Annotated in this window: 21 protein-coding genes; 6 read left to right on the plus strand and 15 right to left on the minus strand. The window is 66.2% G+C overall.

Going from position 1 to position 22,237, the window contains the following annotated elements; genetic code table 11:
• Nucleotides 1-38: 38 nt before the first annotated feature.
• Nucleotides 39-278, plus strand: a complete 240-nt coding sequence (tusA, locus tag ACNFIA_RS07725; RefSeq protein WP_015477744.1) for a sulfurtransferase TusA — start codon at nucleotides 39-41, stop codon at nucleotides 276-278.
• A gap of 387 nt (nucleotides 279-665) precedes the next feature.
• Here the strand turns inward: tusA and ACNFIA_RS07730 are convergent, their stop codons facing one another.
• The 8 genes from ACNFIA_RS07730 to ACNFIA_RS07765 form a co-directional block, all read right to left on the minus strand.
• Nucleotides 666-1,481: an ABC transporter permease gene (locus ACNFIA_RS07730; RefSeq protein WP_259755847.1), complete on the minus strand. Its 816-nt coding sequence runs from the start codon at nucleotides 1,479-1,481 to the stop codon at nucleotides 666-668.
• Between the two features lie 12 nt (nucleotides 1,482-1,493).
• The gene (locus ACNFIA_RS07735; protein ID WP_259755845.1) at nucleotides 1,494-2,330 is read right to left on the minus strand and encodes an ABC transporter permease; all 837 of its coding nucleotides are present in this window, start codon (nucleotides 2,328-2,330) and stop codon (nucleotides 1,494-1,496) included.
• A gap of 15 nt (nucleotides 2,331-2,345) precedes the next feature.
• A complete protein-coding gene (locus tag ACNFIA_RS07740) occupies nucleotides 2,346-3,461 on the minus strand; it encodes an ABC transporter substrate-binding protein (protein WP_259755844.1) in 1,116 nt (371 codons plus the stop codon).
• A 56-nt stretch (nucleotides 3,462-3,517) separates the two neighbouring features.
• Nucleotides 3,518-4,603, minus strand: a complete 1,086-nt coding sequence (locus ACNFIA_RS07745) for an ABC transporter ATP-binding protein (protein ID WP_416783807.1) — start codon at nucleotides 4,601-4,603, stop codon at nucleotides 3,518-3,520.
• Nucleotides 4,604-4,741: 138 nt separating this feature from the next.
• Entirely contained in the window at nucleotides 4,742-5,665 is a 924-nt protein-coding gene (locus ACNFIA_RS07750) for a LysR substrate-binding domain-containing protein (protein ID WP_259755842.1), read from the minus strand.
• A 677-nt stretch (nucleotides 5,666-6,342) separates the two neighbouring features.
• The gene (locus ACNFIA_RS07755) at nucleotides 6,343-7,656 is read right to left on the minus strand and encodes an NAD(P)/FAD-dependent oxidoreductase (protein ID WP_416783808.1); all 1,314 of its coding nucleotides are present in this window, start codon (nucleotides 7,654-7,656) and stop codon (nucleotides 6,343-6,345) included.
• Between the two features lie 208 nt (nucleotides 7,657-7,864).
• Nucleotides 7,865-9,229 (minus strand): glutamine synthetase family protein, encoded by a 1,365-nt coding sequence (locus ACNFIA_RS07760; protein ID WP_416783810.1) that lies wholly within the window; start codon nucleotides 9,227-9,229, stop codon nucleotides 7,865-7,867.
• A 173-nt stretch (nucleotides 9,230-9,402) separates the two neighbouring features.
• Nucleotides 9,403-9,591, minus strand: coding sequence for a hypothetical protein (locus ACNFIA_RS07765; RefSeq protein ID WP_416783811.1), 189 nt, complete (start codon nucleotides 9,589-9,591; stop codon nucleotides 9,403-9,405).
• 232 nt (nucleotides 9,592-9,823) lie between these two features.
• Here ACNFIA_RS07765 and ACNFIA_RS07770 point away from each other — a divergent pair, with 232 nt between their 5' ends.
• Together ACNFIA_RS07770 and ACNFIA_RS07775 are read left to right on the plus strand one after the other, a co-directional pair.
• Nucleotides 9,824-10,093, plus strand: a complete 270-nt coding sequence (locus ACNFIA_RS07770) for a MoaD/ThiS family protein (protein ID WP_416783812.1) — start codon at nucleotides 9,824-9,826, stop codon at nucleotides 10,091-10,093.
• 29 nt (nucleotides 10,094-10,122) lie between these two features.
• Nucleotides 10,123-11,220 (plus strand): WD40/YVTN/BNR-like repeat-containing protein, encoded by a 1,098-nt coding sequence (locus ACNFIA_RS07775; protein WP_416783814.1) that lies wholly within the window; start codon nucleotides 10,123-10,125, stop codon nucleotides 11,218-11,220.
• Here the strand turns inward: ACNFIA_RS07775 and ACNFIA_RS07780 are convergent.
• On the minus strand, nucleotides 11,199-11,342 hold the full coding sequence (locus tag ACNFIA_RS07780) for a hypothetical protein (protein WP_416783816.1): 144 nt from the start codon (nucleotides 11,340-11,342) through the stop codon (nucleotides 11,199-11,201). The two genes, ACNFIA_RS07775 and ACNFIA_RS07780, sit on opposite strands and share 22 nt — an antisense overlap.
• Before the next feature lie 20 nt (nucleotides 11,343-11,362).
• The gene (locus ACNFIA_RS07785; protein WP_416783818.1) at nucleotides 11,363-12,943 is read right to left on the minus strand and encodes a RimK family protein; all 1,581 of its coding nucleotides are present in this window, start codon (nucleotides 12,941-12,943) and stop codon (nucleotides 11,363-11,365) included.
• A gap of 93 nt (nucleotides 12,944-13,036) precedes the next feature.
• On the opposite strand from ACNFIA_RS07785, the gene ACNFIA_RS07790 reads away from it, so the two are divergent.
• Complete coding sequence (locus tag ACNFIA_RS07790) at nucleotides 13,037-13,513, plus strand: GNAT family N-acetyltransferase (RefSeq protein ID WP_416783819.1); 477 nt, start codon at nucleotides 13,037-13,039, stop codon at nucleotides 13,511-13,513.
• On the plus strand, nucleotides 13,510-14,373 hold the full coding sequence (locus ACNFIA_RS07795; RefSeq protein WP_416783821.1) for an MBL fold metallo-hydrolase: 864 nt from the start codon (nucleotides 13,510-13,512) through the stop codon (nucleotides 14,371-14,373). Before ACNFIA_RS07790 ends, ACNFIA_RS07795 begins: the two co-directional genes overlap by 4 nt.
• A gap of 77 nt (nucleotides 14,374-14,450) precedes the next feature.
• Here the strand turns inward: ACNFIA_RS07795 and aceF are convergent, their stop codons facing one another.
• From aceF to ACNFIA_RS07810, 3 genes are all read right to left on the minus strand, one after another.
• Nucleotides 14,451-16,079: a dihydrolipoyllysine-residue acetyltransferase gene (aceF, locus tag ACNFIA_RS07800; protein WP_416783822.1), complete on the minus strand. Its 1,629-nt coding sequence runs from the start codon at nucleotides 16,077-16,079 to the stop codon at nucleotides 14,451-14,453.
• A 154-nt stretch (nucleotides 16,080-16,233) separates the two neighbouring features.
• Nucleotides 16,234-18,882 (minus strand): pyruvate dehydrogenase (acetyl-transferring), homodimeric type, encoded by a 2,649-nt coding sequence (aceE, locus tag ACNFIA_RS07805; RefSeq protein ID WP_416783824.1) that lies wholly within the window; start codon nucleotides 18,880-18,882, stop codon nucleotides 16,234-16,236.
• A gap of 200 nt (nucleotides 18,883-19,082) precedes the next feature.
• Nucleotides 19,083-20,063, minus strand: coding sequence for a GGDEF domain-containing protein (locus ACNFIA_RS07810; RefSeq protein WP_416783826.1), 981 nt, complete (start codon nucleotides 20,061-20,063; stop codon nucleotides 19,083-19,085).
• A 291-nt stretch (nucleotides 20,064-20,354) separates the two neighbouring features.
• Between ACNFIA_RS07810 and ACNFIA_RS07815 the strand changes: the two genes are divergently transcribed.
• The gene (locus tag ACNFIA_RS07815; RefSeq protein WP_259755820.1) at nucleotides 20,355-20,999 is read left to right on the plus strand and encodes a histidine phosphatase family protein; all 645 of its coding nucleotides are present in this window, start codon (nucleotides 20,355-20,357) and stop codon (nucleotides 20,997-20,999) included.
• On the opposite strand, the gene ACNFIA_RS07820 is transcribed toward ACNFIA_RS07815, so the two are convergent.
• Entirely contained in the window at nucleotides 20,986-21,585 is a 600-nt protein-coding gene (locus ACNFIA_RS07820) for a hypothetical protein (protein WP_416783829.1), read from the minus strand. The two genes, ACNFIA_RS07815 and ACNFIA_RS07820, sit on opposite strands and share 14 nt — an antisense overlap.
• Nucleotides 21,586-21,640: 55 nt before the next feature.
• Nucleotides 21,641-22,018: an NUDIX hydrolase gene (locus ACNFIA_RS07825; protein ID WP_259755817.1), complete on the minus strand. Its 378-nt coding sequence runs from the start codon at nucleotides 22,016-22,018 to the stop codon at nucleotides 21,641-21,643.
• Nucleotides 22,019-22,237 lie beyond the last annotated feature (219 nt).

Consider the following 22,237-nt stretch of genomic DNA (forward strand, 5'->3'; position numbering starts at 1 on the left):
GCGCGACAATGCGCCATTGATTTTTCTGGAGTGACGTAATGTCCCAGCCTGTCGATGCGATCCTCGACGCCACCGGCCTGAACTGCCCCGAGCCGGTCATGATGCTGCACAACAAGGTGCGCGACCTGCCGGCCGGCGGCCTGCTCAAGGTGATTGCCACCGACCCGTCCACCCGCCGCGACATTCCCAAGTTCTGCGTCTTCCTCGGCCACGAGCTGGTGGAACAGCAGGAAGAGGCGGGTACCTACCTGTACTGGATTCGCAAGAAGGCGGAGTGATCCGCCTCATGCGGCCGGTGTAGGAGCGGGCCATGCCCGCGATCCGTCGGCGGGGCCGGCGCTGACATCGGGACCTGCCGATTTCGCTGCCGCGGATTTCGCGGACAAGGTCCGCTCCTACCTGGGTAGTCCTGCGCTGGCGTCAGCCATCTCCCTCCGCCCTGGCTGCGCGCCCGCTCCAAAGGGAGAGGGAGCCATCCGAGCCGGTTGACGCCGCAGTTTCAGCCAGCACTGATCCAATCCCCTCTCCCTTCAGGGAGAGGGTTAGGGAGAGGGAACATCCCAGGCACGGACTTTCAGAGAAAGACAGTTGCGCCTACCGGTATTTTCCCTCACGAGCTGGTTTGAGGCAGGTCGCGGGCGTGGCCCGCTCCTACAGGGGGCGTCTCAGCTTCCCGCCGGCCGTGCGGCGATGCGCTGGGCAATCATCCGTCCCACCAGCGCCACGAAGGTCAGGGCGATCAGCACCACAGAGATGGCCGCCACGGCCGGGTCGATGTTGTCGCGCAGGCCGGACCAGATCTGCCGCGGCAGGGTGTTCACCTCGGTGCTGGTGACGAACAGGGTCACCGCGATCTCTTCCCAGGAGAGCGCAAAACACAGCAGCGCCGTGCTCGCCACGCCCAGCTTGAGGTTCGGCAGCACCACCAGGAAGGTGGTCTGGCCGAGGCTCGCGCCCAGGTTGCGGGCCGCCAGTTCGATGCGCCGGTCCAGTTGGCTCAGCGCCACCAGCATGGTCACCACGCCGTAGGGCACGACCATCACGATGTGCGCGATGGTCAGTCCGAACAGGGTGTCGTAGCCCAGGCCGGGGGCGAACTGGCTGACCTTGGTTTCCATGAAGTACAGGACCATCGCCGAGATCATCGGCGGGATCGCCATCGGCAGCAGCACCAGGCCGATCAGCAGGGTGGCCAGGCGCGAGCGCAGGTACCAGATGCCGAGGCTGAAGCTCACCGCCAGCGCGGTCGCGATGATGCAGGTGGCGGTGGCGACGATCAGGCTCTGGCCGATCGCCGAGAGCCATTCGGGGCTGTCCAGCAGCGCCTGGTAGTGGCGCAGCGACCAGTTGCCGTTGGGCATCGACAGAAAGCGCTTGCCGGTGAAGGACACCGGGATCACCGCCAACAGCGGGAAGACCATGAAGATCATCGCCAGGGTCGCCAGCAGGCGGCTCGGTGCCTTGGTTTCGTGCGAATTCATGAATGCGGCTCCTTATCCCACCAGCTTGTCGACGCGGGTCATGCGCAGCAGCGCCCAGATCATCCCGCTGACCAGCGCCAGCAGCACCACCGAGAGCGCCGCGCCCAGGCCCCAGTTGCTGGTCTGGAACATCTGCAGGTAGACGTACTCGGCCACCATCACCGTCTGCCCGCCGCCAAGGATCGCCGGGGTGATGAAGAAGCCCAGGCAGAACACGAAGACGATGATGAAGGCGCCCAGGATGCCGGGGATGGTCTGCGGCACGAAGATGCTCCAGAAGGTGCGCAGCTGCCCGGCGCCCAGGCCGCGCGCGGCGAGCAGCACGCGCGGGTCGAGGCGGCGCATGGTGGATACCAGCGGGAACAGCGCGAAGGGCACCATGAAGTGGACCATGCCGATCACCACGCCCAGCTCGTTGCGGGTCAGCTGCAACGGCTCGCTGGTGATGCCCAGATACTGCAGCCAGTCGTTGAGCAGACCGTTGCTGCGCAGGGCGATCAGCCAGCCGAAGGCGCGCACCAGCACCGACAGCCAGAACGGGATGAACACGCAGATTTCCACCACGCGCTGCCAGAATGGCGGGCTGTAGACCCAGCAGTAGGCCATCAGGTAGGCGATCAGCAGGGATATCACACTGACCGTGGTGCACAGGCGGAAGGTCCGCCAGAGCACGTCGTGGATCGCCGGGTCGGTGATGATCCGCTGGTACTGCTCGATCCCCGGCTCCGGGAGGGTCACGCTCCAGCCGAGCACGCCGAGGAAGGGCAGCACGTAGAACACGATCAGCACGACCGGCAGCGGCAGCAGCAGGGCGCCCAGCTTGAGCCGCGAGGGGGCGTTATCGGCCATGACCTGCGCTCCGCGTCACTTGGAAATATGGGTCAGGTACTGCTCCAGGGTCGCCCCGTAGTGGTCGGTGTACCACTCGTGGCTGAGCATCACTTGCTTGGGCAGGTTCGCAGGATCGGTGCAGTTCAGGTGCTTGCGGTCGTCCGGGATCAGTGCGGCGGCGGCGGGGTTGGCCGGGCCGTTGCCGAACATCTTGAACAGCTCCACCTGGGACTGCGGGTCCTGGGCGTAGGCGATGAACTTCATGGCCGCCTCGGTACCCGCCGGGTTGCCCTTGAGCACGCCCCAGTTGCTGCAGCCCAGCAGGGCATTGTCGAAGGTCCACTTGATGCGGCCCTCGCTGTCCTCGGTGATCACCTGGGCGCGGGTGTTCCAGATGGCGCCCATGGAGACCTCGCCCTCGATCAGCAACTGCTGGGTTTCCGCGCCCGAGCCCCAGAAGGACAGGACGTGGGGCTTGAGCTCTTCGATCTTCTTCAGCGCGCGCGGCACATCCAGCGGGTAGAGCTTGTCCGGCGTGACGCCGTCGGCCAGCAGGGCGGCCTCCAGCATGCCGTTCATCCACTTGTAGAGGGTGCGCTTGCCGGGGAAGGTCTTGACGTCCCAGAAGTCCGCCCAGGTCGTGGGCGCCTTGTCGCCGAAGCGCTCGCTGTCGTAGGCGATCACATAGCTGAGCATGTAGTTGGCGATGCCGTATTCGTAGGCGAAGCCGGGCAGCACCTTGTCCTTGGAGACGACGTTGTAGTCGATGGGCTGCACCAGGCCTTCCTTGCCGAGAATCTGCAGGACCGAGCTTTCCGCGTCGACCACGTCCCAGCTGACCCGGCCGCTGGAGAGCTGGGTGCGGATGGCGCCCTCGGTGGGGCCGCTGCCGTCGATCTTGGTGGGAATGCCGGTGGCCTTGGAGAAGCCCTCGGTCCAGGCCTTGCCGAACGCCTTGATCGCGTCGCCGCCCCAGTTCACCACCACCAGCGGCTTGTCGCCGGCGGCAAAGCTTACGCCGCTGCGCAACGCCAGCGGCAGGGCGGCCATCAGGCCCATGCCCTTGAGGAAGGTGCGGCGGTCGATCTGCCCGCGGCGGGTCTTTTCGATGAGGACTTCGATGCAGTCTTGCTGGTGCGGATTGAACATGGGGGCAGCTCCCGATCGGGTGGGATGGCGAAAAGGGGACGAATGCTTGCGGCGACTCAGGCGATCAGCAGGCTTTTCTCGATGGGCCAGCTCAGCCAGACCTTCGCGCCCTGTTCCAGGCGCGACGCCTGGTGGTCGGCGTGCACGGCCAGGCTCATGGGTTGCTTGCCCTCGACGCCGGCGCCCAGGCACAACTCGGTGCTGGCGCCCTGGTAGGTCTTGGCGGTGAGCACCGCCTGTACCACGTTGTGGCCGTTCACCTGCGGCGGGGCGCTGTGCAGCTGCATGTGCTCCGGGCGTACCGCCAGCAGCGGCGCGTCGGCCTGCACGGCGTTGGAGTAGCCGGCGCGCAGCTCGGCGTCGCCGAAGCGACCGCAGGCCAGCTCGCCGGCGCGGCCCACCTGGCTCAGCGGGAACAGGTTCATCTTGCCGAGGAATTCGGCGACGAAGCGGTTGCTGGGCTGGTTGTAGATGGTCTGAGGGTCGTCGACCTGGGCCAGTTGGCCACGGTTGAAGATGGCGATGCGGGTGGAGAGGGCAAGGGCTTCGTTCTGGTCGTGGGTGACGAAGACGAAGGTGGTGCCGACCTGGCGGTGGATGCGTTGCAGTTCGGCCTGCAACTGCTCGCGCAGGTTCTTGTCCAGTGCCGAGAGGGGTTCGTCGAGCAGCAGCATGTCCGGTTCGAACACCAGCGCGCGGGCGATGGCCACGCGCTGCTGCTGGCCGCCGGAGAGCTCGCCGGGGCGCTTGCCCAGGTGTTCGCCCAGGCCCACCACTTCGAGCATGTGGCGCACGCGGCGGTTGCGCTCCTCGGCCTTCACGCCACGGATTTTCAGCGGGAAGCCGACATTGTCCTCGATGCTCATGTGCGGGAACAGCGCGTAGCCCTGGAACACCATGCCGAAATTGCGCTTCTCGGCCGGGCGCCGGGTGATGTCGGCGCCGCCCTCTTCGAGCGTGCCGCGGGATGGGTCCTGGAACCCGGCGAGGATCATCAGGAAGGTGGTCTTGCCGGAGCCCGACGGGCCGAGGAGGGTGAGGAACTCCCCCTGCCGGATGTCGATGGACACGTTGTCCAGCGCGTTGAAACTGCCGTAGCTCTTGCCGATACCGATGGCACGTAGTTGGGGCTGGGGCTGCACTGCACTTACCTCGATTTCTTGTTCTTGTTCGAGTGGCCGCCGGGTGAGGATCGGTAAAGATCAGCGGCCTTTTTTTAATGCAGTATTGTTAAATCCCTCTCCGCATCAATCGCGTTTTTTCGCCCTCATTGTTCGAAATCATTCACCTATCACGGCGGTCCGGCCGCTCTGGCGGAACTGCTCGGACATTCGCAGTTCGGCCCTCATCCAGGCCTTGAAGGCGCGTATGTCCGGGCGTTCGGACTTGGCCGGGTCGGTGACGAAGTAGTAGCGGTTGGGCGGCTCGATGGCGACGTTGAACAACCGCACCAGCTGCCCCTTGGCCATGGCGTCGCCACTGACCAGCGCATCGCCCATGGCCACGCCTTGCCCGGCGATGGCGGCCGACTGCACCAGGTGGGCGTCGGAGAAGACGATGCCGTTGCGCACGTTGAGGTCGCGCACCCCGGCCGCCGCCGTCCACAGCAGCCAGTCGGAGTGATCGACCATGTGCAGGAAGGGTAGGCTGGCAAGATCTTCCGGCGAGTCCAGGCCGCCCACCGCATTGATCAGCGACGGGCTGCACACCGGGAAGCTGTCCAGGGTGGCGATCAGCTCCACGTGCAGGTCGGTCCAGTCGCCCACGCCATAGGCGATGAACAGGTCGACGTCGCGGTCGCTGACATCGTCGGGCACCCGTGGCGAGACCAGGTTCAGCTCCACCTGCGGGTGGGCGCGCTGGAACTTGCCGATCTGGTGGCACAGCCAGTAGGTGGCGAAGCCCGGCGTGCAGCTGACGCACAGCCGGCCGGCGACTTCCTCGGCATTGGCGAAGCGCCGCGCCTCGTTGAGGATCGCCAGCGCGCGCTGGGTTTCACGGGCGAAGCACTCGCCGTGGTAGGTCAGCGCGATGCCGCGGCCGACCCGCTCGGTGAGGGCGATGCCCAGGCAATCTTCCAGGCTGTGCAACTGGTGACTGACGGCGCTGCGGGTCAGGCTCAGCTCGCTGGCGGCGCCGGAGAGGCTGCCCAGGCGGGCGACGGCATCCAGCACGCGCAGGGCGGTCATCGAGGGGAAACGCATGGCTCACTCCATACGGCGAAGTGGAGCCTTTATCCCCGAGTGGGGCGGTGGTGTCGAGTGGCTGCGGGTACGGGCGCAGGATGGGCGTTCCCCCTGATTGCCGAAACCCTGTAGGAGCGGGCCCTGCCCGCGACCTGCCGGCAGAGCCGGGACTGGGCAGGTTCGCGAGCAAGGACCAGGCGTCCCCCTCGGTCCTACGAAGAGCCGCACTGAACATGGCCTGTAGGAGCGGGCCATGCCCGCGATCCGCCGGCAGGGCCGGCGTCTGCCTTGGCTCCCAGGTTGATCCTGTATTGCTGCTTCGGCGTGGGTGATTCAGCGCCGCTTCGGTGTGAGCTCGAACTCTGTGTTTCGCCCCCTCAGGCGAGTCACTTCTTCCAAACGCCTTAGAAGTAACCAAGAAGGCTTGCCCCGGACATCAGGTTTTTCGCCTCAGCGAAAAACCGGATGCAGGGGCAAGCCCTTTGGTTACTTTCTGGCGTTTGAGAAAGTAACTCGCCCGAGGGGGCGAAACACGGACCCCGCGCGGACGCCGAGGCGGCGCAGGACTCCTGACCCCAACGCATCGCGGAGAAGCTCCGCTCCTACAAGAGCAGAAACCCCGCGCTGATCTACATCAGCGCCCCCCGGGCGCATCGCGGGCATGGCCCGCACCTACGGAAGAGTTCAGCCAGTTATCAGCGCAGCTTCTCCATCATCTGGTAGTACCACATCCCCGCCGCCAGCATCGGGTTGCCGAACACGTCGCCCATCGGCACGCGGATGTGCTTGCACTGGGCGAAGGTGTCGAACTTCTCCAGGTCGCCGGTCATGGCGGTGGCCATGATCTCGCCCATGATGTGGGTGGTCGCCACGCCGTGGCCGGAATAGCCCTGGCAGTACCAGACGTTCTCCGACAACTTGCCCAGTTGCGGGATGCGGTTCATCACGATGCCCATGGCACAGCTCCACTGGAACTCGATGTCCACGCCCTTGAGCGCCGGGAAGGTGCGCTCGATGCACGGGCGCAGTTCGCCGGCGATGTCGCGCGAGTCGCGGCCGGAGTAGTTGGCGCCGCCGCCGAACAGCAGGCGGCCGTCGCCGGTCATGCGGTAGTAGTCGAGCACGAAGCGGCAGTCGTAGACCGCCAGGTCCTGCGGGTTGATGCGCTTGGCCAGCTCGCCCAGCGGCTTGGTGGTGACGATGCCGCCCATGGCCGGGAAGATCATGCCCTTGAGCTGCTTGCGCTCCAGCTTGTGGTAGACGTCGCCGGCCAGCATCACCTGGGCGGCGTTGATCCGCCCGCCCGACGTGACCACCGCCGGGCGCGGGCCGTGGATGATGTCCAGCACCTCGGAGTGTTCGAAGATCAGCGCGCCCAGGCTGGCGGCGGCCTTGGCCTCGCCGATGCACAGGTTGAGCGGGTGCAGGTGCATGTTGCGGGTGTTCTTGATGGCGCCGCAGTAGAGGTCGCTTTCCAGATGCGCGCGCACGCCCGCGCCATCCAGCAGGCTGATCTCGTCGCCCATGCCACGGCGCTTGGCATCGTCATAGGAGGCCTTGAGCTCGTCCATGTGCGAGGGCTTCATCGCCGCGTGCAGGTGACCGAACTTCAGGTCGCAGGCGATGCCGTATTTCTCCACGCGGCTCTTGATGATCTCGTGGCCGCGCCAGCGCAGGTGCCAGATGAAATCGTCGACGTCGTCGCCCAGCCACTGGCGCATCTGCTTGCTCATGGCGGCGTCGCCGGAGAGGCTGCCGGTGACCTGCCCGCCGTTGCGCCCGCTGGCGCCCCAGCCGACCTTGTTGGTCTCGACGATGGCGACCTTGTAGCCGCGCTCGGCCAGCTCGACGGCGGTGGCCACGCCGGTGAAGCCGCCGCCGATGATGGCGATGTCGACGTTCACCTCGCCTTGCAGCGTGGGGTAACTGGTCTCTTCGTTGAGGCTCGCGGAGTAGTAGGACTTCGCGCGCTCGGGGGCGGGCGTGGCGGGGTTCAGTGCAGCGTTCATTTCGGTGTTCCTGTCGTTGTTCGGTTTCCCTCTCCCCAGCCCTCTCCCTGAAGGGAGAGGGGGCTGATCGGAGCGGGCTGCAAATTCGGTTTCAGCCTGAGGTTCCCATGAGCGAAGAACCCGTCTCGGCACACTCGGCCCCTCTACCGCCTGAGGAGCGGGGCGCGTAGCCAGGACCGGGGAGCGGGGCTCTTGAGCGCACCCACCTTCACGCCTGCGTCAGATACCAGCGCCAGTCCTGCTCGCCGACCTCGCCCATGAACTGGCGGTACTCGGCCTGCTTGACCTTCAGGTAGACGCCGAGGAACTCATGCCCCAGCGCGTCGCGCGCCCAGCTGGAGCGCTCCAGCGCGCGCAGCGAGGTGAGCCAGTCGGTGGGCAGCAGTTCCTTGGCCTGGGCGTAGCCATTGCCTTCCACCGGCGCGCCCGGATCGATCTGCTCGCGGATGCCGCGGTGGATGCCGGCGAGGATGGCCGCCGCAGCGAGATAAGGGTTGGCATCGGCGCCGCAGATGCGGTGCTCCACGTGCCGGGTGTTGGCCGGGCCGCCGGGCACGCGCAGGCTCACGGTGCGGTTGTCGCAGCCCCAGGTCGGCGCCAGCGGCGCATAGCTGTTGGCCTGGAAGCGGCGATAGGAATTGGCGTTGGGGCAGAACAGCAGCAGCGAGTCGAGCAGGCTTTTCAGCATGCCGCCCACCGCCTGGCGCAGCAGCGGCGTGCCTGCCGGGTCTTCGCTGGCAAACAGGTTGTTGCCCTCGGCATCGGCCAGCGACACGTGCATGTGCATGCCGGTGCCGGCCAGGTCGTCGAACGGTTTGGCCATGAAGCACGCCTGCATGCCGTGCTTGTGCGCCACGCCTTTCACCAGGCGCTTGTAGCGCACCGCCTGGTCCATGGCGAGCAGCGCGTCGCCGTGCTCCAGGGTGATTTCCACCTGGCCCGGCGCGTATTCGGAAATGGCCGTGCGCGCCGGAACGCCCTGGGCCTTGCACGCAGCGTAGAGGTCGGCGAGGAACGGCTCGATCTGCTCCAGTTCACGCAGGCCGTACACCTGGGTGGCGCGCGGGCGGCCGCCGTCGGCATCCAGCGCCGGCTGCGGGCGGCCGTTGGCGTCGCGCTTGGCATCCAGCAGGTAGAACTCCAGCTCGCACGCCATCACCGGGTAGTAGCCGGCAGCCTTGAGGCCATCGATCACATGGATCAGCACATGGCGCGGGTCGGCGATGTCCGCCGGCTTGCCCTGTTCGGGATGCATGCTGACCTGCACCGCGGCCGTGGGGATCTGCCGCCAGGGCAGGCGCACCAGGCTTCCGGCCAGCGGATAGGCGCGGCAGTCGATATCGCCGACGTCCCATACCAGCCCGGAATCCTCCACATCCTCGCCGTGCACGGTGAGGCCGAGGATGGTGCTGGGCAGCGGGCGGCCGGACTGGTACACCGCGAGCAGTTCCTCGCGGTGCAGCAGCTTGCCGCGCGGCACGCCGTTGGCGTCGAGGATGAACAGCTCGACCATCTCGATATCGGGGTTCTGGGCCAGGAAATACTGGGCTTCTTGCACGGAGGCGAAATTCATGGGGCTCTCGTTAGCATCCACGCGGATGCGCTGACGACCTGCAGGCCAGGGCCGCGCCGGGGACGCGGGGTTGAAGGCAGGCAAGCGATGCAACGGGCTACGTCTTGTTCGAGAACGGCGTGGCGCCACTCCTGAGCGTAGTTCCGTCGGGCGATGTCGGGCGGGGTGCCCGGTCAGCGAGAGGTGCGATCCGGCGGGCGCGCGTGGCGGCAATGCCAGAGCGCCCAGAAAGCCAGTTCCAGAGGCAGGGTCAGCGGTTGCAGTTCGAGCCAGCGGGCGTGTTTGCGCGGCAGGCGGACGACGCTGCCGGCCTTGCGGGCGGCGACGGATTCCAGCGGTGCGGGCGAAACGAGCAGGTGCATGTCGAAGGATTTGGCTGACGATTTCCGCAGACTCGCACGGCGTATGGGTTTGTTAAATGTGATTTTCAAGACGTTTGGTTTTGCCAAATCGAAACTGATTGCCTTCCTGGTAGCGCGTCGATGGCCGTCGCAGAGCCGTTCGGGCGGCCCTGACGCATCCTGTCGAACGAGACGCAGCACTCCTCGGCGCTGCCCTAGACTGGGTCCATCCGTGTCAGCCACGAGGCCGTCCATGTGCCGCATCGTCTTCGCCCCGTCGATCCAGCGCCACGTTCCCATCGAGGAATGCGAGTTGCCGGCGGCGACGCTGGCCGCTGCGCTGGAAGCGGTCTTCACCCAGGCGCCGGCCTTGCGCGGCTACCTGCTTGACGACCAGGGCGGGCTGCGCCGGCACCTGACGATCTTCATCGACGGCCTGCGCCTGCGTGACCGCGTCCGCCTCAGCGATGCGCTGGCGGCGGACAGCGAGGTGTACGTGGTCCAGGCCCTGAGCGGCGGTTGAGTACCCGGCGGGATTTCAGGAGAGCAGAAATGGATGATCGATTACTGGTAGCGACCCGCAAGGGGCTGTTCACCTTTCAGCGCGGCGCCAACGGCTGGCAGGAAACCCGCCGCGACTTCCTCGGCGAACCGCTCAGCGCGGTGCTGGCCGACCCGCGCGACGAAACCCTCTACGCCGCCCTCAACCTCGGCCACTTCGGTTGCAAGCTGTGGCGCCAGCGTGTCGGCGAGGACTGGCAGGAAATCGCCGTGCCGACCTATCCGCCGCAGCCCGACCCGTTGCCGGCATCCAGCGAGGGCGAAGGTGCGCCCTGGGTGCTGCAGCAGATCTGGTGCCTGGAAACCGGTGGCGCCGCCGAGCCCGGCGTGCTCTGGGCCGGGACCATCCCCGGCGGCCTGTTCCGCAGCGACGATGGCGGCGACAGCTGGGCGTTGAACCGCCCCTTGTGGGACCGCCCCGAACGCGCGCGCTGGATGGGCGGCGGCTACGACTGGCCGGGCATCCATTCGATCAGCGTCGACCCGCGCGACAGCCAGCACCTGACGGTCGCCGTGTCCTGCGGCGGCGTGTGGCAGAGCGATGATGGCGGCGCCAGCTGGCGCGTCACCACCCGCGGCATGTATGCCGACTACATGCCGCCGGAGCTGCGCGAAGAAGGCGCCATCCAGGACCCGCACCGGCTGGTGCAGTGCCCGGCGCAGCCGCAGCGTCTGTGGGTGCAGCACCACAACGGCATCTTCACCTCCACTGATGGCGGGGAGCATTGGCGCGACGTGCCGGTGACGCCATCCAGCTTCGGCTTTGCCGTCGCCGTCCACCCGACCCAGCCGGACACCGCCTGGTTCGTTCCCGCCGTGAAGGACGGCTGCCGGGTTCCGGTGGACGGCCGCTTCGTCGTTACCCGTACCCGTGACGGCGGCGCCAGTTTCGAGGTGCTCGACAGTGGCCTGCCGCCGGGGGCGGCCTTCGACCTGGTGTACCGCCACGGCCTGGTGGTGGACGACGATGGCGCGTGCCTGGCCATGGGGTCGACCACCGGCGGCCTGTGGCTGTCCGAGAACGGCGGCGACCACTGGCAGTGCCTGTCGGCCAACCTGCCGCCGATCTACTGCCTGCGCTTTGGCTGAGCCTTGCGCCGGGCCTGCTCGCGCACCTCGCGCGGCTTCAGGCGGCGGTCGAAATAGTTGATCGCGCTGCCGAACACGACGATGGCGATGAGGATGGTCAGGCCGATGTGCGTGGCTTGCATGGGATGCTCCTTGAGAGGGATCAGAGCGCCTGGCCGCGGCGCTTGAGTTCCAGGCGGCGGACGAACTCTTCCAGCACCCGGCGGTACAGATCGTCCTTGAGGCAGGCGTCTTCGATGCCGGCGTCGAGGTTGGGGTTGTCGTTCACCTCGATCACCACCACCTCGCCGTCGACTTCCTTCAGATCGACGCCGTACAGGCCGTCGCCGATCAGGTTGGCGGTCTTCAGCGCCAGCTCCACCACGGCGGACGGCGCTTTCTCCACCGACAGCGTGCGGCATTCGCCGATCACCTCGCCGTCGGCCTTGTGCTGGACGATCTGCCAGTGCCCGCGGGACATGAAGTACTGGCAGGCGAACACCGGCTGGCGGTTGAGGATGCCGATGCGCCAGTCGTAGTCGGTGTAGAGGTATTCCTGGGCGAGCAGCAGGACCGAGTGCTCGAACAGTTCGGCGCTGACGCTGCGCAGCTGCTGGGCGTCCTCGACTTTGTACACGCCGCGGGAAAAACAGCCGTCGGGAATCTTCAGCACCAGCGGGAAGCCCAGCCGCGCGCCGACGCGCTCCAGTTCCTGGGGGTTGTCCTTGTAGAGGATTTCCGTGTCTGGCATGCCCAGGCCGTGGCTGCGCAGCAGGTCGGTGAGGTAGACCTTGTTGGTGCAGCGCAGGATCGACGCCGGGTCGTCCATCACGATCAGCCCCTCGCTCTCGGCCTTCTTGGCAAAGCGGTACGTGTGGTCGTCGACACGGGTGGTCTCGCGGATCAGCAGCGCGTCGTACTCGGCCAGGCGCGCATAGTCCTTCTTCTCGATCAGTTCGACGTCGATGCCCAACTGCCGGCCGACCCGGACGAAGTTTTCCAGGGCGCGGGCATTGGAGGGCGGCAGGGATTCCGCCGGGTTGTGCAGGATGGCCAGGTCGTAGCGCGCCAGGCGCCGTGAGTTGGGCTGGCGCCACACGCGCCGGCTGAAGCGGTCGAGGGCGTCGGCGAACTGGTCTTCCTGGTTCTCCCGCAGCTTGTGCAGCGCGCCGGGTCGCACACCGGCGATGTGCCAGGCGTCGGTGCGGCGAAAGTCCACCAGCAGGATGGGGCAGGGGAAGGCTTCGAACAGCTGGCGGGCGATGGATTGCAGCGGTTCCAGGTCCGTGTGGCCGAAATACAGGCGTAGGGTGAAGCCGTCGGTGCTGGCGCAGGGATGCTGGTCGAGGGCTTTTTCCAGGGTCTTCTCCAGGCCATCCAGGGCCAGCCCGTAGAGGGATTTCTTCGCCAGTTCGCTGATGGTGCGTACCGAAGGAATCACCTTGTGCCCGCGCGCCTCGGCCAGCAGCGAACAATAATAACCGTGCCCGAGGTATTTATAATGGCGGCACAGGTTGATCACTTGCAGGCGCTTGCCCGTGTCGAACTGACGGGAATCTTCCAGATATTCCCGCGCGGTCAGCATGTCTTCGCTGGGAAGGTAAGAGGCCCAGTCTTCCTTGCGTTCGACGATGATCAGGACTTGGCTGGAGCGGGCTGAAGGTGGCTGTGCAGAGGCGTCGGCGATTATCTGGAGGGAACTTGCGTTGAACTTTTCATGGAAGTTAGTCTGTAACGAAGACATTCTCTTTTGGCCTGTGTGAAAGTTGCCGTAAGACTATTAAGCAGCAACTTCAGCAAATGTCCCGGTTCATTACGAAAGTTTTACGGAGACCCCATGTCGTTGTTATATCGCCTTGCCACGCTCGCCGATTTGCCGCCTCTGGTGACGCTGGAAGAAGGCACCTTCAACGAGGACCGTCTCAGCGCGCGCAGCTTCCGCCACCTGATCGCCGCACCGAGCGCCGACCTGGTCGTGGCCGAGAAGGAGGGCGAGCTGCTGGGCTACGCCTTGCTGCTGTTTCGCCAGGGCAGCGGCGTGGCGCGCCTATACTCCCTGGCAGTCTCGGCGCGGGCCCGGGGCCAGGGCGTGGGGCGCGGATTGCTGGAGGAGGGCGAGCGGCGATCCGCGGCGCGGAACTGCTCGCGGCTGCGCCTGGAGGTCCGCCTGGACAACCCAGTCGCCATCGCCTTGTACGAGCGCCAGGGTTATCGCCGTTTTGCCCGCACGGCCGGCTTCTACGAAGACGGCAGTGACGCCTGGCGCTACGAGAAGACGCTTGGCCATCGGGAACCAGATAGGAGCGGGGCATGAGTGGCACCATCCAGCATTTCTTCGACCCGGACACGTCCGCGTACAGCTACGTGGTGGCGGACCACAGCACCGGGCGCTGCGCCATCATCGACCCCGTGCTGGACTACGATGCCGCCTCCGGCCGTGTCGGCAATGCCGGCGCGCGGCGCATCCTCGACTACGTGCGGGAGCAGGCGCTGACGGTGGAGTGGCTGCTGGAGACTCACCTGCATGCCGATCACCTGTCCGCTGCCGCCTGGCTCAAGGGCGAGCTGGGCGGGCGGCTGGCCATCGGTTCGAACATCACCCAGGTGCAGCGCACCTTTGCCGGCCTGCTCAACCTGGGCGAGGACTTTCCCTGCGATGGCAGCCAGTTCGACCACTTGTTCGAGGATGGCGAGCGCTTCCAGATTGGCGAGCTGCAGGCGCAGGCGTTGCACACGCCCGGCCACACGCCGGCGTGCATGACCTACCTGATCGGTGAGGTGGCGTTCGTCGGCGACACCCTGTTCATGCCCGACTACGGTACCGCCCGCTGCGACTTTCCCGGCGGCGATGCGCGGCAGTTGTATCGGTCCATCCAGCGGCTATTCGCGCTGCCGGGGGACACCCGGGTGTTCCTGTGCCACGACTACCTGGCCCCCGGCCGCGACGAGCATCGGCACGAGACCACGGTGGCGCAGGAACGGCAGGAGAACGTGCACGTGCACGAGGGCGTCAGCGAGGACGCCTTCGTCACCCTGCGCAACGAACGCGATGCGACCCTGCAGGCGCCGGCGCTCATCTGGCCGTCGATCCAGGTGAACATGCGTGCGGGTGAGCTGCCGCAGGCGGAAGCAAACGGCGTGCGCTACCTGCGGATCCCGCTGGATCGGATGTGATGGGTTCGCGAGCACGTTCGCTCCTACGACGAGCGGCGTCACCTGCAGGAGCGAGCTTGCTCGCGAACCGCGCCGCGCTATAACAACAAGCTGCGGATATCCCCCAGCACTTCCCCGAGCCGCCGGGTGAACCGCGCCGCCGCCGCGCCGTTGATCACGCGGTGGTCGTAGGACAGCGACAGCGGCAACATCAGCCGCGGCTGGAAGGCTTTGCCGTCCCACACTGGCTGGATGGTCGCCTTGCTCACCCCGAGGATCGCCACTTCCGGCGCATTGACGATCGGTGTGAAGCCGGTGCCGCCGATATGGCCGAGGCTGGAAATGGTGAAGCAGGCCCCCTGCATGGCATCGGAGGAGAGTTTCTTGGTCCGCGCCTTCTCCGCCAGCTCGGCAGCCTCGAGGGCGAGTTGCAGCAGGCCTTTCCTGTCGACGTCGCGGATCACCGGCACCAGCAGGCCGTCCGGCGTGTCCACCGCGAAGCCGATGTGCACGTACTTCTTGCGGATCAGCGCCTTGCCGCTGGGAGCCAGCGAACTGTTGAAGTCCGGCAATTCGCGCAGCAGGTGCGCGCAGGCCTTGAGCAGGATCGGCAGGATGGTCAGCTTGGTTCCGGCCTTTTCCGCGACCGCCTTCTGCGCAATGCGGAAGGCTTCCGCCTCGGTAATGTCGGCGGACTCGAACTGCGTCACGTGGGGCACGTTCAGCCAGCTGCGGTGCAGGTTGCTGGCGCCGACCCGCATCAGCCGGGTCATCGCCACTTCTTCCACGTCGCCGAACTTGCTGAAGTCGATCTCCGGAATCGGCGGAATGCCCGCGCCACCGCTCGCGCCCGCGGGCGCGCCGGCCTTGCTGCGCTGCACTTGCTCCTTCACGAACGCCTGCACGTCTTCCTTGAGGATGCGGCCCTTGGGCCCGGTGCCGGTGACCGCAGCCAGGTCGACGCCGAACTCGCGGGCGACCCTGCGCACGGCAGGGCCGGCATGCACCTTGGTGCCGTCGCGGCTTGGCGCGCCCACCGGGGCAGCCGCCGGGGCCTCGGTCTTTTCCGTCCTCGCCGGTTCGGCTGGCGTGGCCGGGGCGGCGGCGGGCTTCTCGGCAGTTGCCGTTGCAGCGACGGGAGCGGGCGCCGCACCGGCGACCTCCAGGTCGAGAATCTCGTCGCCTTCCTTGAGGGTGTCGCTGATCTTCACCTTGATGGCCTTCACCACGCCGGCCTTCGGCGCGGGGATTTCCATGCTGGCCTTGTCCGACTCCAGCGTCAGCAGACTTTGATCGGCCTCGATGGCGTCGCCGACCTTGACCATCAGTTCGATGATCTCGCCCTGGCCGTTACCGATGTCCGGCACCCTGATGGTTTCCACGCCACCCCCCGTGGCGCCCGCCGGGGCCGGTTGCGGCTCGGGGGCGGCGGCAGGCGGGGGCGCTTCGGCGGCCGGTGGGGCGGGCTCCTCCGCCTCGGGGGCGGTGGTGGCGCCCTCGGCTTCCAGCTCCAGAATCTCGTCGCCTTCCTTGAGGGTGTCGCCAATCTTCACCTTGATGGCTTTCACCACGCCGGCCTTGGGCGCGGGAATCTCCATGCTGGCCTTGTCGGACTCCAGCATCAGCAGGCTCTGGTCGGCCTCGATGCGGTCGCCGACCTTGACCAGCAGTTCGATCACTTCGCCCTGGCCATTGCCGATGTCGGGTACGCGAATAGTCTCGCTCACTCTGCCTCTCCTCAGAACCTGCTCGATGTCTGCCTGCATGGGCTCATGCGGCGTTGAGAGCAGGCTCGAAATACTCGTTTGTCGCTCGTAAACTGCGCTTTTTCGCCTGCTCTCGCCTGGCCTGAACGGCGTTCGGCAAGACCTTGAGCAGGTTCTAGCAGTCCAGCGGGTTGGTTTTTTCCGGGTCGAGGCCGAATCTCGCGATGGCCTCGGCCACCACCTTCGGCTCGATGTCGCCGCGATCGGCCAGGGCCTCCAGCGCGGCGAGCACCACCCAGTGGCGGTCCACCTCGAAGAAGTGGCGCAGCCGCGCGCGGGTGTCACTGCGGCCGAAGCCGTCGGCGCCCAGCACCTTGTATTCCTTGGTCGGCACCCACTGGCGAATCTGTTCGGCGTAGACCTTCATGTAGTCGGTGGAGGCGATCACCGGCCCCTTGCGGCCGGCCAGGCACTCCTCGACGTAGCTGCGCTTCGGCTTCTGGCCGGGATGCAGGCGGTTCCAGCGTTCCACGGCCAGCCCATCGCGGCGCAGCTCGTTGAAGCTGGGAGCCGACCAGACGTCCGCGCCGATGCCGAAGTCTTCGCGCAGGATCTTCGCCGCCGCCTCGACTTCGCGCAGGATGGTCCCGGAGCCGAGGAGCTGTACGTGGTGCGCGGCGGCGCGGCGGTCCTCGAAGAGCAGGTACAGGCCCTTGATGATGCCCTGCTCGACGCCCTTGGGCAGCGGTGGGTGAGGGTAGTTCTCGTTCATCACGGTGATGTAGTAGAAGACGTCCTGCTGCTCTTCCATCATCTGCCGCACCCCTTCCTGGATGATCACCGCCAGCTCGTAGGAGTAGGTCGGGTCGTAGGTGCGGCAGTTGGGAATGACCGAGGCCAGCACGTGGCTGTGGCCATCCTCGTGCTGCAGGCCCTCGCCATTGAGCGTGGTGCGCCCGGCCGTGCCGCCCAGCAGGAAGCCGCGCGTCAGGCTGTCGCCGGCGGCCCAGGCCAGGTCGCCGATGCGCTGGAAGCCGAACATCGAATAGAAGATGTAGAACGGCAGCATTGGCTGGCGGTAGTTGCTGTAGGCGGTGCCGGCGGCGATGAACGACGACATGGCGCCGGCCTCGGTGATGCCTTCCTCGAGGATCTGGCCCTGCTTGTCCTCGCGATAGAACATCAGCTGTTCCTTGTCGACCGGCTCGTACAGCTGGCCCACCGAGGAGTAGATGCCGAGCTGGCGGAACATGCCCTCCATGCCGAAGGTGCGCGCCTCGTCAGGGATGATCGGCACGATGCGCTGGCCCAGTTCCTTGTCCTTGACCAGCTGCGAGATGATCCGCACGAAGGCCATGGTGGTGGAAATCTCGCGGTCGCCCGAGCCATCCAGCAGCGCCTTGAGCGTCTCCAGCGGGGGCGCCGGGATGCGCTGGCTGTTGCCGTGGCGGTGGGGCATGAACCCACCCAGGGCGGCGCGGCGCTCCTTCAGGTAGCGCGCCTCGGCGCTGCCTTCCTCGGGGCGGTAGAAGGGCAGCTTGGCGAGGTCGGCATCCTTGATCGGGATGTCGAAGCGGTCGCGGAAGGCGCGCAGGCTGTCCACGTCGATCTCGTGGATGTTGTGGGCGATGTTCTTCGCCTCGCCGGTGCCGGTGCCGTAGCCCTTGATGGTCTTGGCCAGCACCACGCTGGGCTGGCCCTTGTGGTTCACCGCCGCGTGATAGGCGGCGTAGACCTTGTACGGGTCGTGCCCGCCGCGGTTGAGCTTCCAGATTTCCTCGTCGGAGAGGTCCTTGACCATCTCCAGCAATTCCGGCCGCGCACCGAAGAAGTGCTCGCGCACATAGGCGCCGTCCTTGGCCTTGTAGTTCTGGTAGTCGCCGTCGACGGCCTCGTCCATCCGCGCCTGCAGCAGGCCGGCATGGTCCTTGGCGAACAGCGGGTCCCAGAAGCGGCCCCAGATCACCTTGATCACGTTCCAGTTGGCGCCGCGGAACACGCCTTCCAGCTCCTGGATGATCTTGCCGTTGCCGCGCACCGGGCCATCCAGGCGCTGCAGGTTGCAGTTCACCACGAAGATCAGGTTGTCGAGCTTCTCCCGTCCGGCCAGGGAGATCGCGCCGAGGGATTCCGGCTCGTCGGTCTCGCCATCACCCAGGAAGCACCAGACCTTCTGCTTGCCGGTGGGAATGAAGCCGCGGCTCTCCAGGTACTTCATGAAGCGCGCCTGGTAGATCGCCTGGATCGGCCCCAGGCCCATGGACACCGTCGGGAACTGCCAGAACTGCGGCATCAGGCGCGGGTGCGGATAGGAGGAGAGGCCCTTGCCGTCGACCTCTTGGCGGAAGTTCTCCAGCTGCTCGTCGCTGAGCAGGCCCTCGATGTAGGCGCGGGCATAGAAGCCCGGCGAGGCGTGGCCCTGGAAGTAGATCAGGTCGCCGGCGTGCTCCTCGGTGGGGCCGTTGAAGAAGTAGTTGAAGCCGATGTCGTAGAGCGTCGCCGACGAGGCGAAGGTGGAGATGTGCCCGCCCAGCGACGGGTCCTTGTGGTTGGCGCGCATCACCATGGCCAGGGCGTTCCAGCGCACCAGCGAACGGATGCGCCGCTCCATGAACAGGTCGCCCGGCATGCGGGCTTCCTGCCCCACCGGGATGGTGTTGCGGTAGGGCGTGGTGATGGCGTAGGGCAGTTGCGTGCCGGTTCGGCTGGCCAGCTCGCCGAGGCGAGTCATCAGGTAGTGGGCGCGTTCTTCGCCTTCTTTCTCCAGTACGGATTCCAGCGCGTCCAGCCATTCCTGGGTTTCGACGGGGTCGATGTCGTGCATGGTCAGGGGTCCTGGTTACGGGGTCGGCTCTACGCAATGCCGGCCTCCGGGCCAGGTGTTCCGCCAGTTTGACGGGAATGGCGGCAGCCCTCGTGAGGCTGCCGCGCTGCCGCCGGCACGCGCGTGTGGCATAGAGCTTAGTCAGCTCTGGCGCCGGCGCCCGCGCGATTGGTCGAGTCAGGACGTCGCAGCCGGCCGCATCAGGGAATGGCGCGCGGTGAATCGCGCCGCAGGTCGTCGCCACGGTTCCACTGGCCCGCCACCAGCCGATCACGCCCGGCCTGCTTGGCCTGGTAGAGCAGGCGGTCCACCGCCGCGACTAAGTCCAGCGGGCGGTCGCTGGCGGAGGGCACGGCGGTACCCACGCCGAGGCTGATGGTCAGCAGACCGGACACGGCGGATTGTTCGTGGCAGATGCGCTGCTCGCGCAACACGCTGCGGCAGCGCTCGGCGATCTGCCGGGCGGCCTCGCTGTCGGTTTCCGGCAGCACCAGCACGAACTCCTCGCCGCCGAAGCGGGCGATGAAGTCGCGGGGGCGGTGCAGCGCGCCGGCCAGCGCCTTGCCGACGCTGCGCAGGCAGTCGTCGCCCCGGATGTGCCCGTAGTGATCGTTGAACTGCTTGAAGTAGTCGATATCCAGCAGCACCAGCGAGAGCGGCTGGCCACTGCGCTGGGCGCTGCCCCATTCGGTTTCCAGCAGCGAGTCGAACATGCGCCGGTTGGCCACGCCGGTCAGGCCGTCCTTGTACGAATACTCCTCCAGCTGGCGCTGCAGCATGATCAGCTGCTCTTCGGCCCGCTTGCGCTCGCTGATGTCGAACATGAAGCCGATCAGCGAATCCACCTCGCCGTTATCGTCGCGCACCACGTGCACCACATCGCGAATCCACACGTAGTCCCCGGAGGCGGTGAGGGCGCGGTAATCCGCCTCGTGGTCGGTGCCCTCGCGGGACTGCGACACGCAGAAATTCACCACCCGCTCGCGATCCTCCGGGTGCATGCGTTCGGCCCAGTCGTTGGCGCTGACCCAACTGGCCTGGCTCCAGCCTAGAAGTGCTTCGATCTGCGGGCCGATGTAGGCGAAGGTCATGGCTTTCCAGTCGATCTTCCACGGGATGGCGCGGGTGGATTCGAGGAGGGTCTGGTAGACGGGATTTTCCGGCGAGGCGTCGTACGGCATGGCGGCGGCTCTCTGATGGCACTGTGCCTTGTTCTATCACAGTGCGATGACCGAAAACCGTTGAATCGCGCCCGCTGCAGGCCGGAAAGCGTCGGGACGACAAACGGTCGTATTTCACAGAGACGGATTCTTCAGCAATTCATAACGGGTTCTTCACGAAACCGGGGATAGGGTTTGATCGCCCGCCATCTGACAACCCCGCAGTGCGATGGTCATCCCAGGGAAGGGTCGGGCCTCCCTCCTTTTTCGGGGGAAACGGATGCGGAAACATTCCCTGTAGCGGCCCAAACCATGCCCATCCCGAAATTCATCAGTGTCCTCTCCCGCCGTTGGCTGGCTCTGCTGGCGATTCTTCCGGTGATCGCCCTGCTCAGCGGCTTCCTGCCGCTGGACTTCTCCCGGCCGACGCCGCTGGTGGGCGATGCCCAGCGCCAGGCCGAGTTGCGCGAGCATTGGCAGAACGGCGACCTGATCGTGCTGGTGCGCCATGCCGAACGCTGCGACCGCTCCAGCGCGCCATGCCTGGCCGACGCCAGTGGCATCACCGTGCGTGGCGGGCAGAGCGCCCATGAGATCGGCCAGGATTTCGCCGCCCTCGGCCTGGCCAACGCCGACATCCTCAGCAGCGACCAGCTGCGCGCCGTGCAGACCGCCTCGTCGATGTTCGGCCGGACGCCGCAGGAGCAGTCCTGGCTGTACAAGTGTGAAGGCTCGATGCTGGAGCAGGCGCTGCAGCACAAGGTCGCCCACCGCAACCTGATCCTGGTGACCCACAGTGAGTGCATCGAGGACCTGGAGCACTCGGTGAGCGTGAAGGATCCGGCCACGCCGGATTACGCCTCGACGCTCTTCGTGCTCAGTGAGAAGGACCAGACGCCGCGTCTGCTGGGCTACCTGGACGCCGACCAGTGGCCGCTGAACGTCAGCGGGCGCTGATCTGGCTGGGCGTTGCGCCCAGGCCGTAGCGCTGCAGTTCCTGCGGCGTCAGCACGAGCATGCGCTGGGGGTCGATGCTCTGCATGGTGTCGGCCAGTTCCAGCGGAATGTCCATGTCACGCAGATAGGCGCGGGCGTTGTAGCTGCCCGCCGCCTGCGATGAATCGCCAGCAGGGTAGTAGGGGCGGTGCAGGCCGACGTAGCCGCGCACCGTGCGCTGCTTGCCGGCGGCCAGCAGGTACACGCAGGAGCCCTGGCACACGCTGTTGGTCGGCACCAATGTCTCGAAGCCGGCTTCGCGCAGCAGGCGGCCCATCTTGATCGACTCGGCGGCGCTGCCGCCAATGCTGTCCAGCAGGGCCACCTTGCGCGCGAACTTGCCAGGGTTGGCGATCAGGCCCTTGAACAGCCGCTCGTAGTCACCCGGGGCAATGTCTTCGCTGATTCGCACCGCCAGCACTTCGCCGACCTTGGAATGCTGCACCGGCTTCACCTCGACCTGGGCGAAGGCCAGGCTGGAGCCCAGCGCAGTGGTGAAGAGCGCGGTGGTGCAGAGCAGGGCGGCGCGAAGCATGGGGCGGTGCATCCTTTCTGGGCATCTTGTAAGAAGCTTCGGAAGATACCCTGATCGGCGGAGTCCGTCAGCCAGCTTTGTTCAGACAGGTGCGCAGCAGGCGGCGCGCCGATTTGTTGACCCGGCGGCGCTCCAGCTCGTCGGGAGCGAACCAGCGGCAGTCGGCGATCTCGTTCAGCGGGGTGGGCTGCTGCGTCGGGTCCACCGGCGTTTCGAACACGTAGTGCAGCGTCTGGTACAGCTCCAGCGGCGCCACGTAGTTCATCTGCTCGATGGTCAGCCCGGTTTCCTCGATCAGCTCGCGCACGGCGGCCTGGCCGGGGCGTTCGTCGGCCTCGATGCGGCCGCCGGGGAGGTTCCACTTCGACTTGGACTTGCGCACGAAGAGGATCTTGTCGTCGAGGCGGCAGATGACCGTTGCACGCTCTTTCAGGTTCTTAGCCATACCGGCGGCTCCTCGACACGCTTTGTACAGACTTCAGGATAGACATTAACCAAAGATTCCTAACCAGATGAACTGGTTACGGCATTTATTTCGACAAATGGTAAGGAATGGCTGCTGGAAAGGTATGTCAGCGCTTTCTGAAGAAAGGCTCGTCATATTCCCGACTCGTATGTCCTTCATGGACCGGCGTCCGGGAGTGAAGTGCGAACTTTCTTTCCC

The organism is Pseudomonas sp. NY15437, assembly GCF_048068435.1.
GTDB lineage: Bacteria > Pseudomonadota > Gammaproteobacteria > Pseudomonadales > Pseudomonadaceae > Pseudomonas > Pseudomonas nitroreducens_B.

Coding starts and splice junctions, on each gene's coding strand:
- ACNFIA_RS07825 (WP_259755817.1), bottom strand. CDS start 22,018: ATGGCTAAGAACCTGAAAGAGCGTGCAACGGTCATCTGCCGCCTCGAC.
- ACNFIA_RS07810 (WP_416783826.1), bottom strand. CDS start 20,063: ATGCCGTACGACGCCTCGCCGGAAAATCCCGTCTACCAGACCCTCCTC.
- ACNFIA_RS07770 (WP_416783812.1), top strand. CDS start 9,824: ATGTGCCGCATCGTCTTCGCCCCGTCGATCCAGCGCCACGTTCCCATC.
- ACNFIA_RS07735 (WP_259755845.1), bottom strand. CDS start 2,330: ATGGCCGATAACGCCCCCTCGCGGCTCAAGCTGGGCGCCCTGCTGCTG.
- ACNFIA_RS07790 (WP_416783819.1), top strand. CDS start 13,037: ATGTCGTTGTTATATCGCCTTGCCACGCTCGCCGATTTGCCGCCTCTG.
- ACNFIA_RS07740 (WP_259755844.1), bottom strand. CDS start 3,461: ATGTTCAATCCGCACCAGCAAGACTGCATCGAAGTCCTCATCGAAAAG.
- ACNFIA_RS07815 (WP_259755820.1), top strand. CDS start 20,355: ATGCCCATCCCGAAATTCATCAGTGTCCTCTCCCGCCGTTGGCTGGCT.
- ACNFIA_RS07730 (WP_259755847.1), bottom strand. CDS start 1,481: ATGAATTCGCACGAAACCAAGGCACCGAGCCGCCTGCTGGCGACCCTG.
- ACNFIA_RS07795 (WP_416783821.1), top strand. CDS start 13,510: ATGAGTGGCACCATCCAGCATTTCTTCGACCCGGACACGTCCGCGTAC.
- aceE (WP_416783824.1), bottom strand. CDS start 18,882: ATGCACGACATCGACCCCGTCGAAACCCAGGAATGGCTGGACGCGCTG.
- ACNFIA_RS07775 (WP_416783814.1), top strand. CDS start 10,123: ATGGATGATCGATTACTGGTAGCGACCCGCAAGGGGCTGTTCACCTTT.
- ACNFIA_RS07755 (WP_416783808.1), bottom strand. CDS start 7,656: ATGAACGCTGCACTGAACCCCGCCACGCCCGCCCCCGAGCGCGCGAAG.
- ACNFIA_RS07750 (WP_259755842.1), bottom strand. CDS start 5,665: ATGCGTTTCCCCTCGATGACCGCCCTGCGCGTGCTGGATGCCGTCGCC.
- ACNFIA_RS07765 (WP_416783811.1), bottom strand. CDS start 9,591: ATGCACCTGCTCGTTTCGCCCGCACCGCTGGAATCCGTCGCCGCCCGC.
- ACNFIA_RS07780 (WP_416783816.1), bottom strand. CDS start 11,342: ATGCAAGCCACGCACATCGGCCTGACCATCCTCATCGCCATCGTCGTG.
- tusA (WP_015477744.1), top strand. CDS start 39: ATGTCCCAGCCTGTCGATGCGATCCTCGACGCCACCGGCCTGAACTGC.
- ACNFIA_RS07820 (WP_416783829.1), bottom strand. CDS start 21,585: ATGCACCGCCCCATGCTTCGCGCCGCCCTGCTCTGCACCACCGCGCTC.
- ACNFIA_RS07785 (WP_416783818.1), bottom strand. CDS start 12,943: ATGTCTTCGTTACAGACTAACTTCCATGAAAAGTTCAACGCAAGTTCC.
- ACNFIA_RS07760 (WP_416783810.1), bottom strand. CDS start 9,229: ATGAATTTCGCCTCCGTGCAAGAAGCCCAGTATTTCCTGGCCCAGAAC.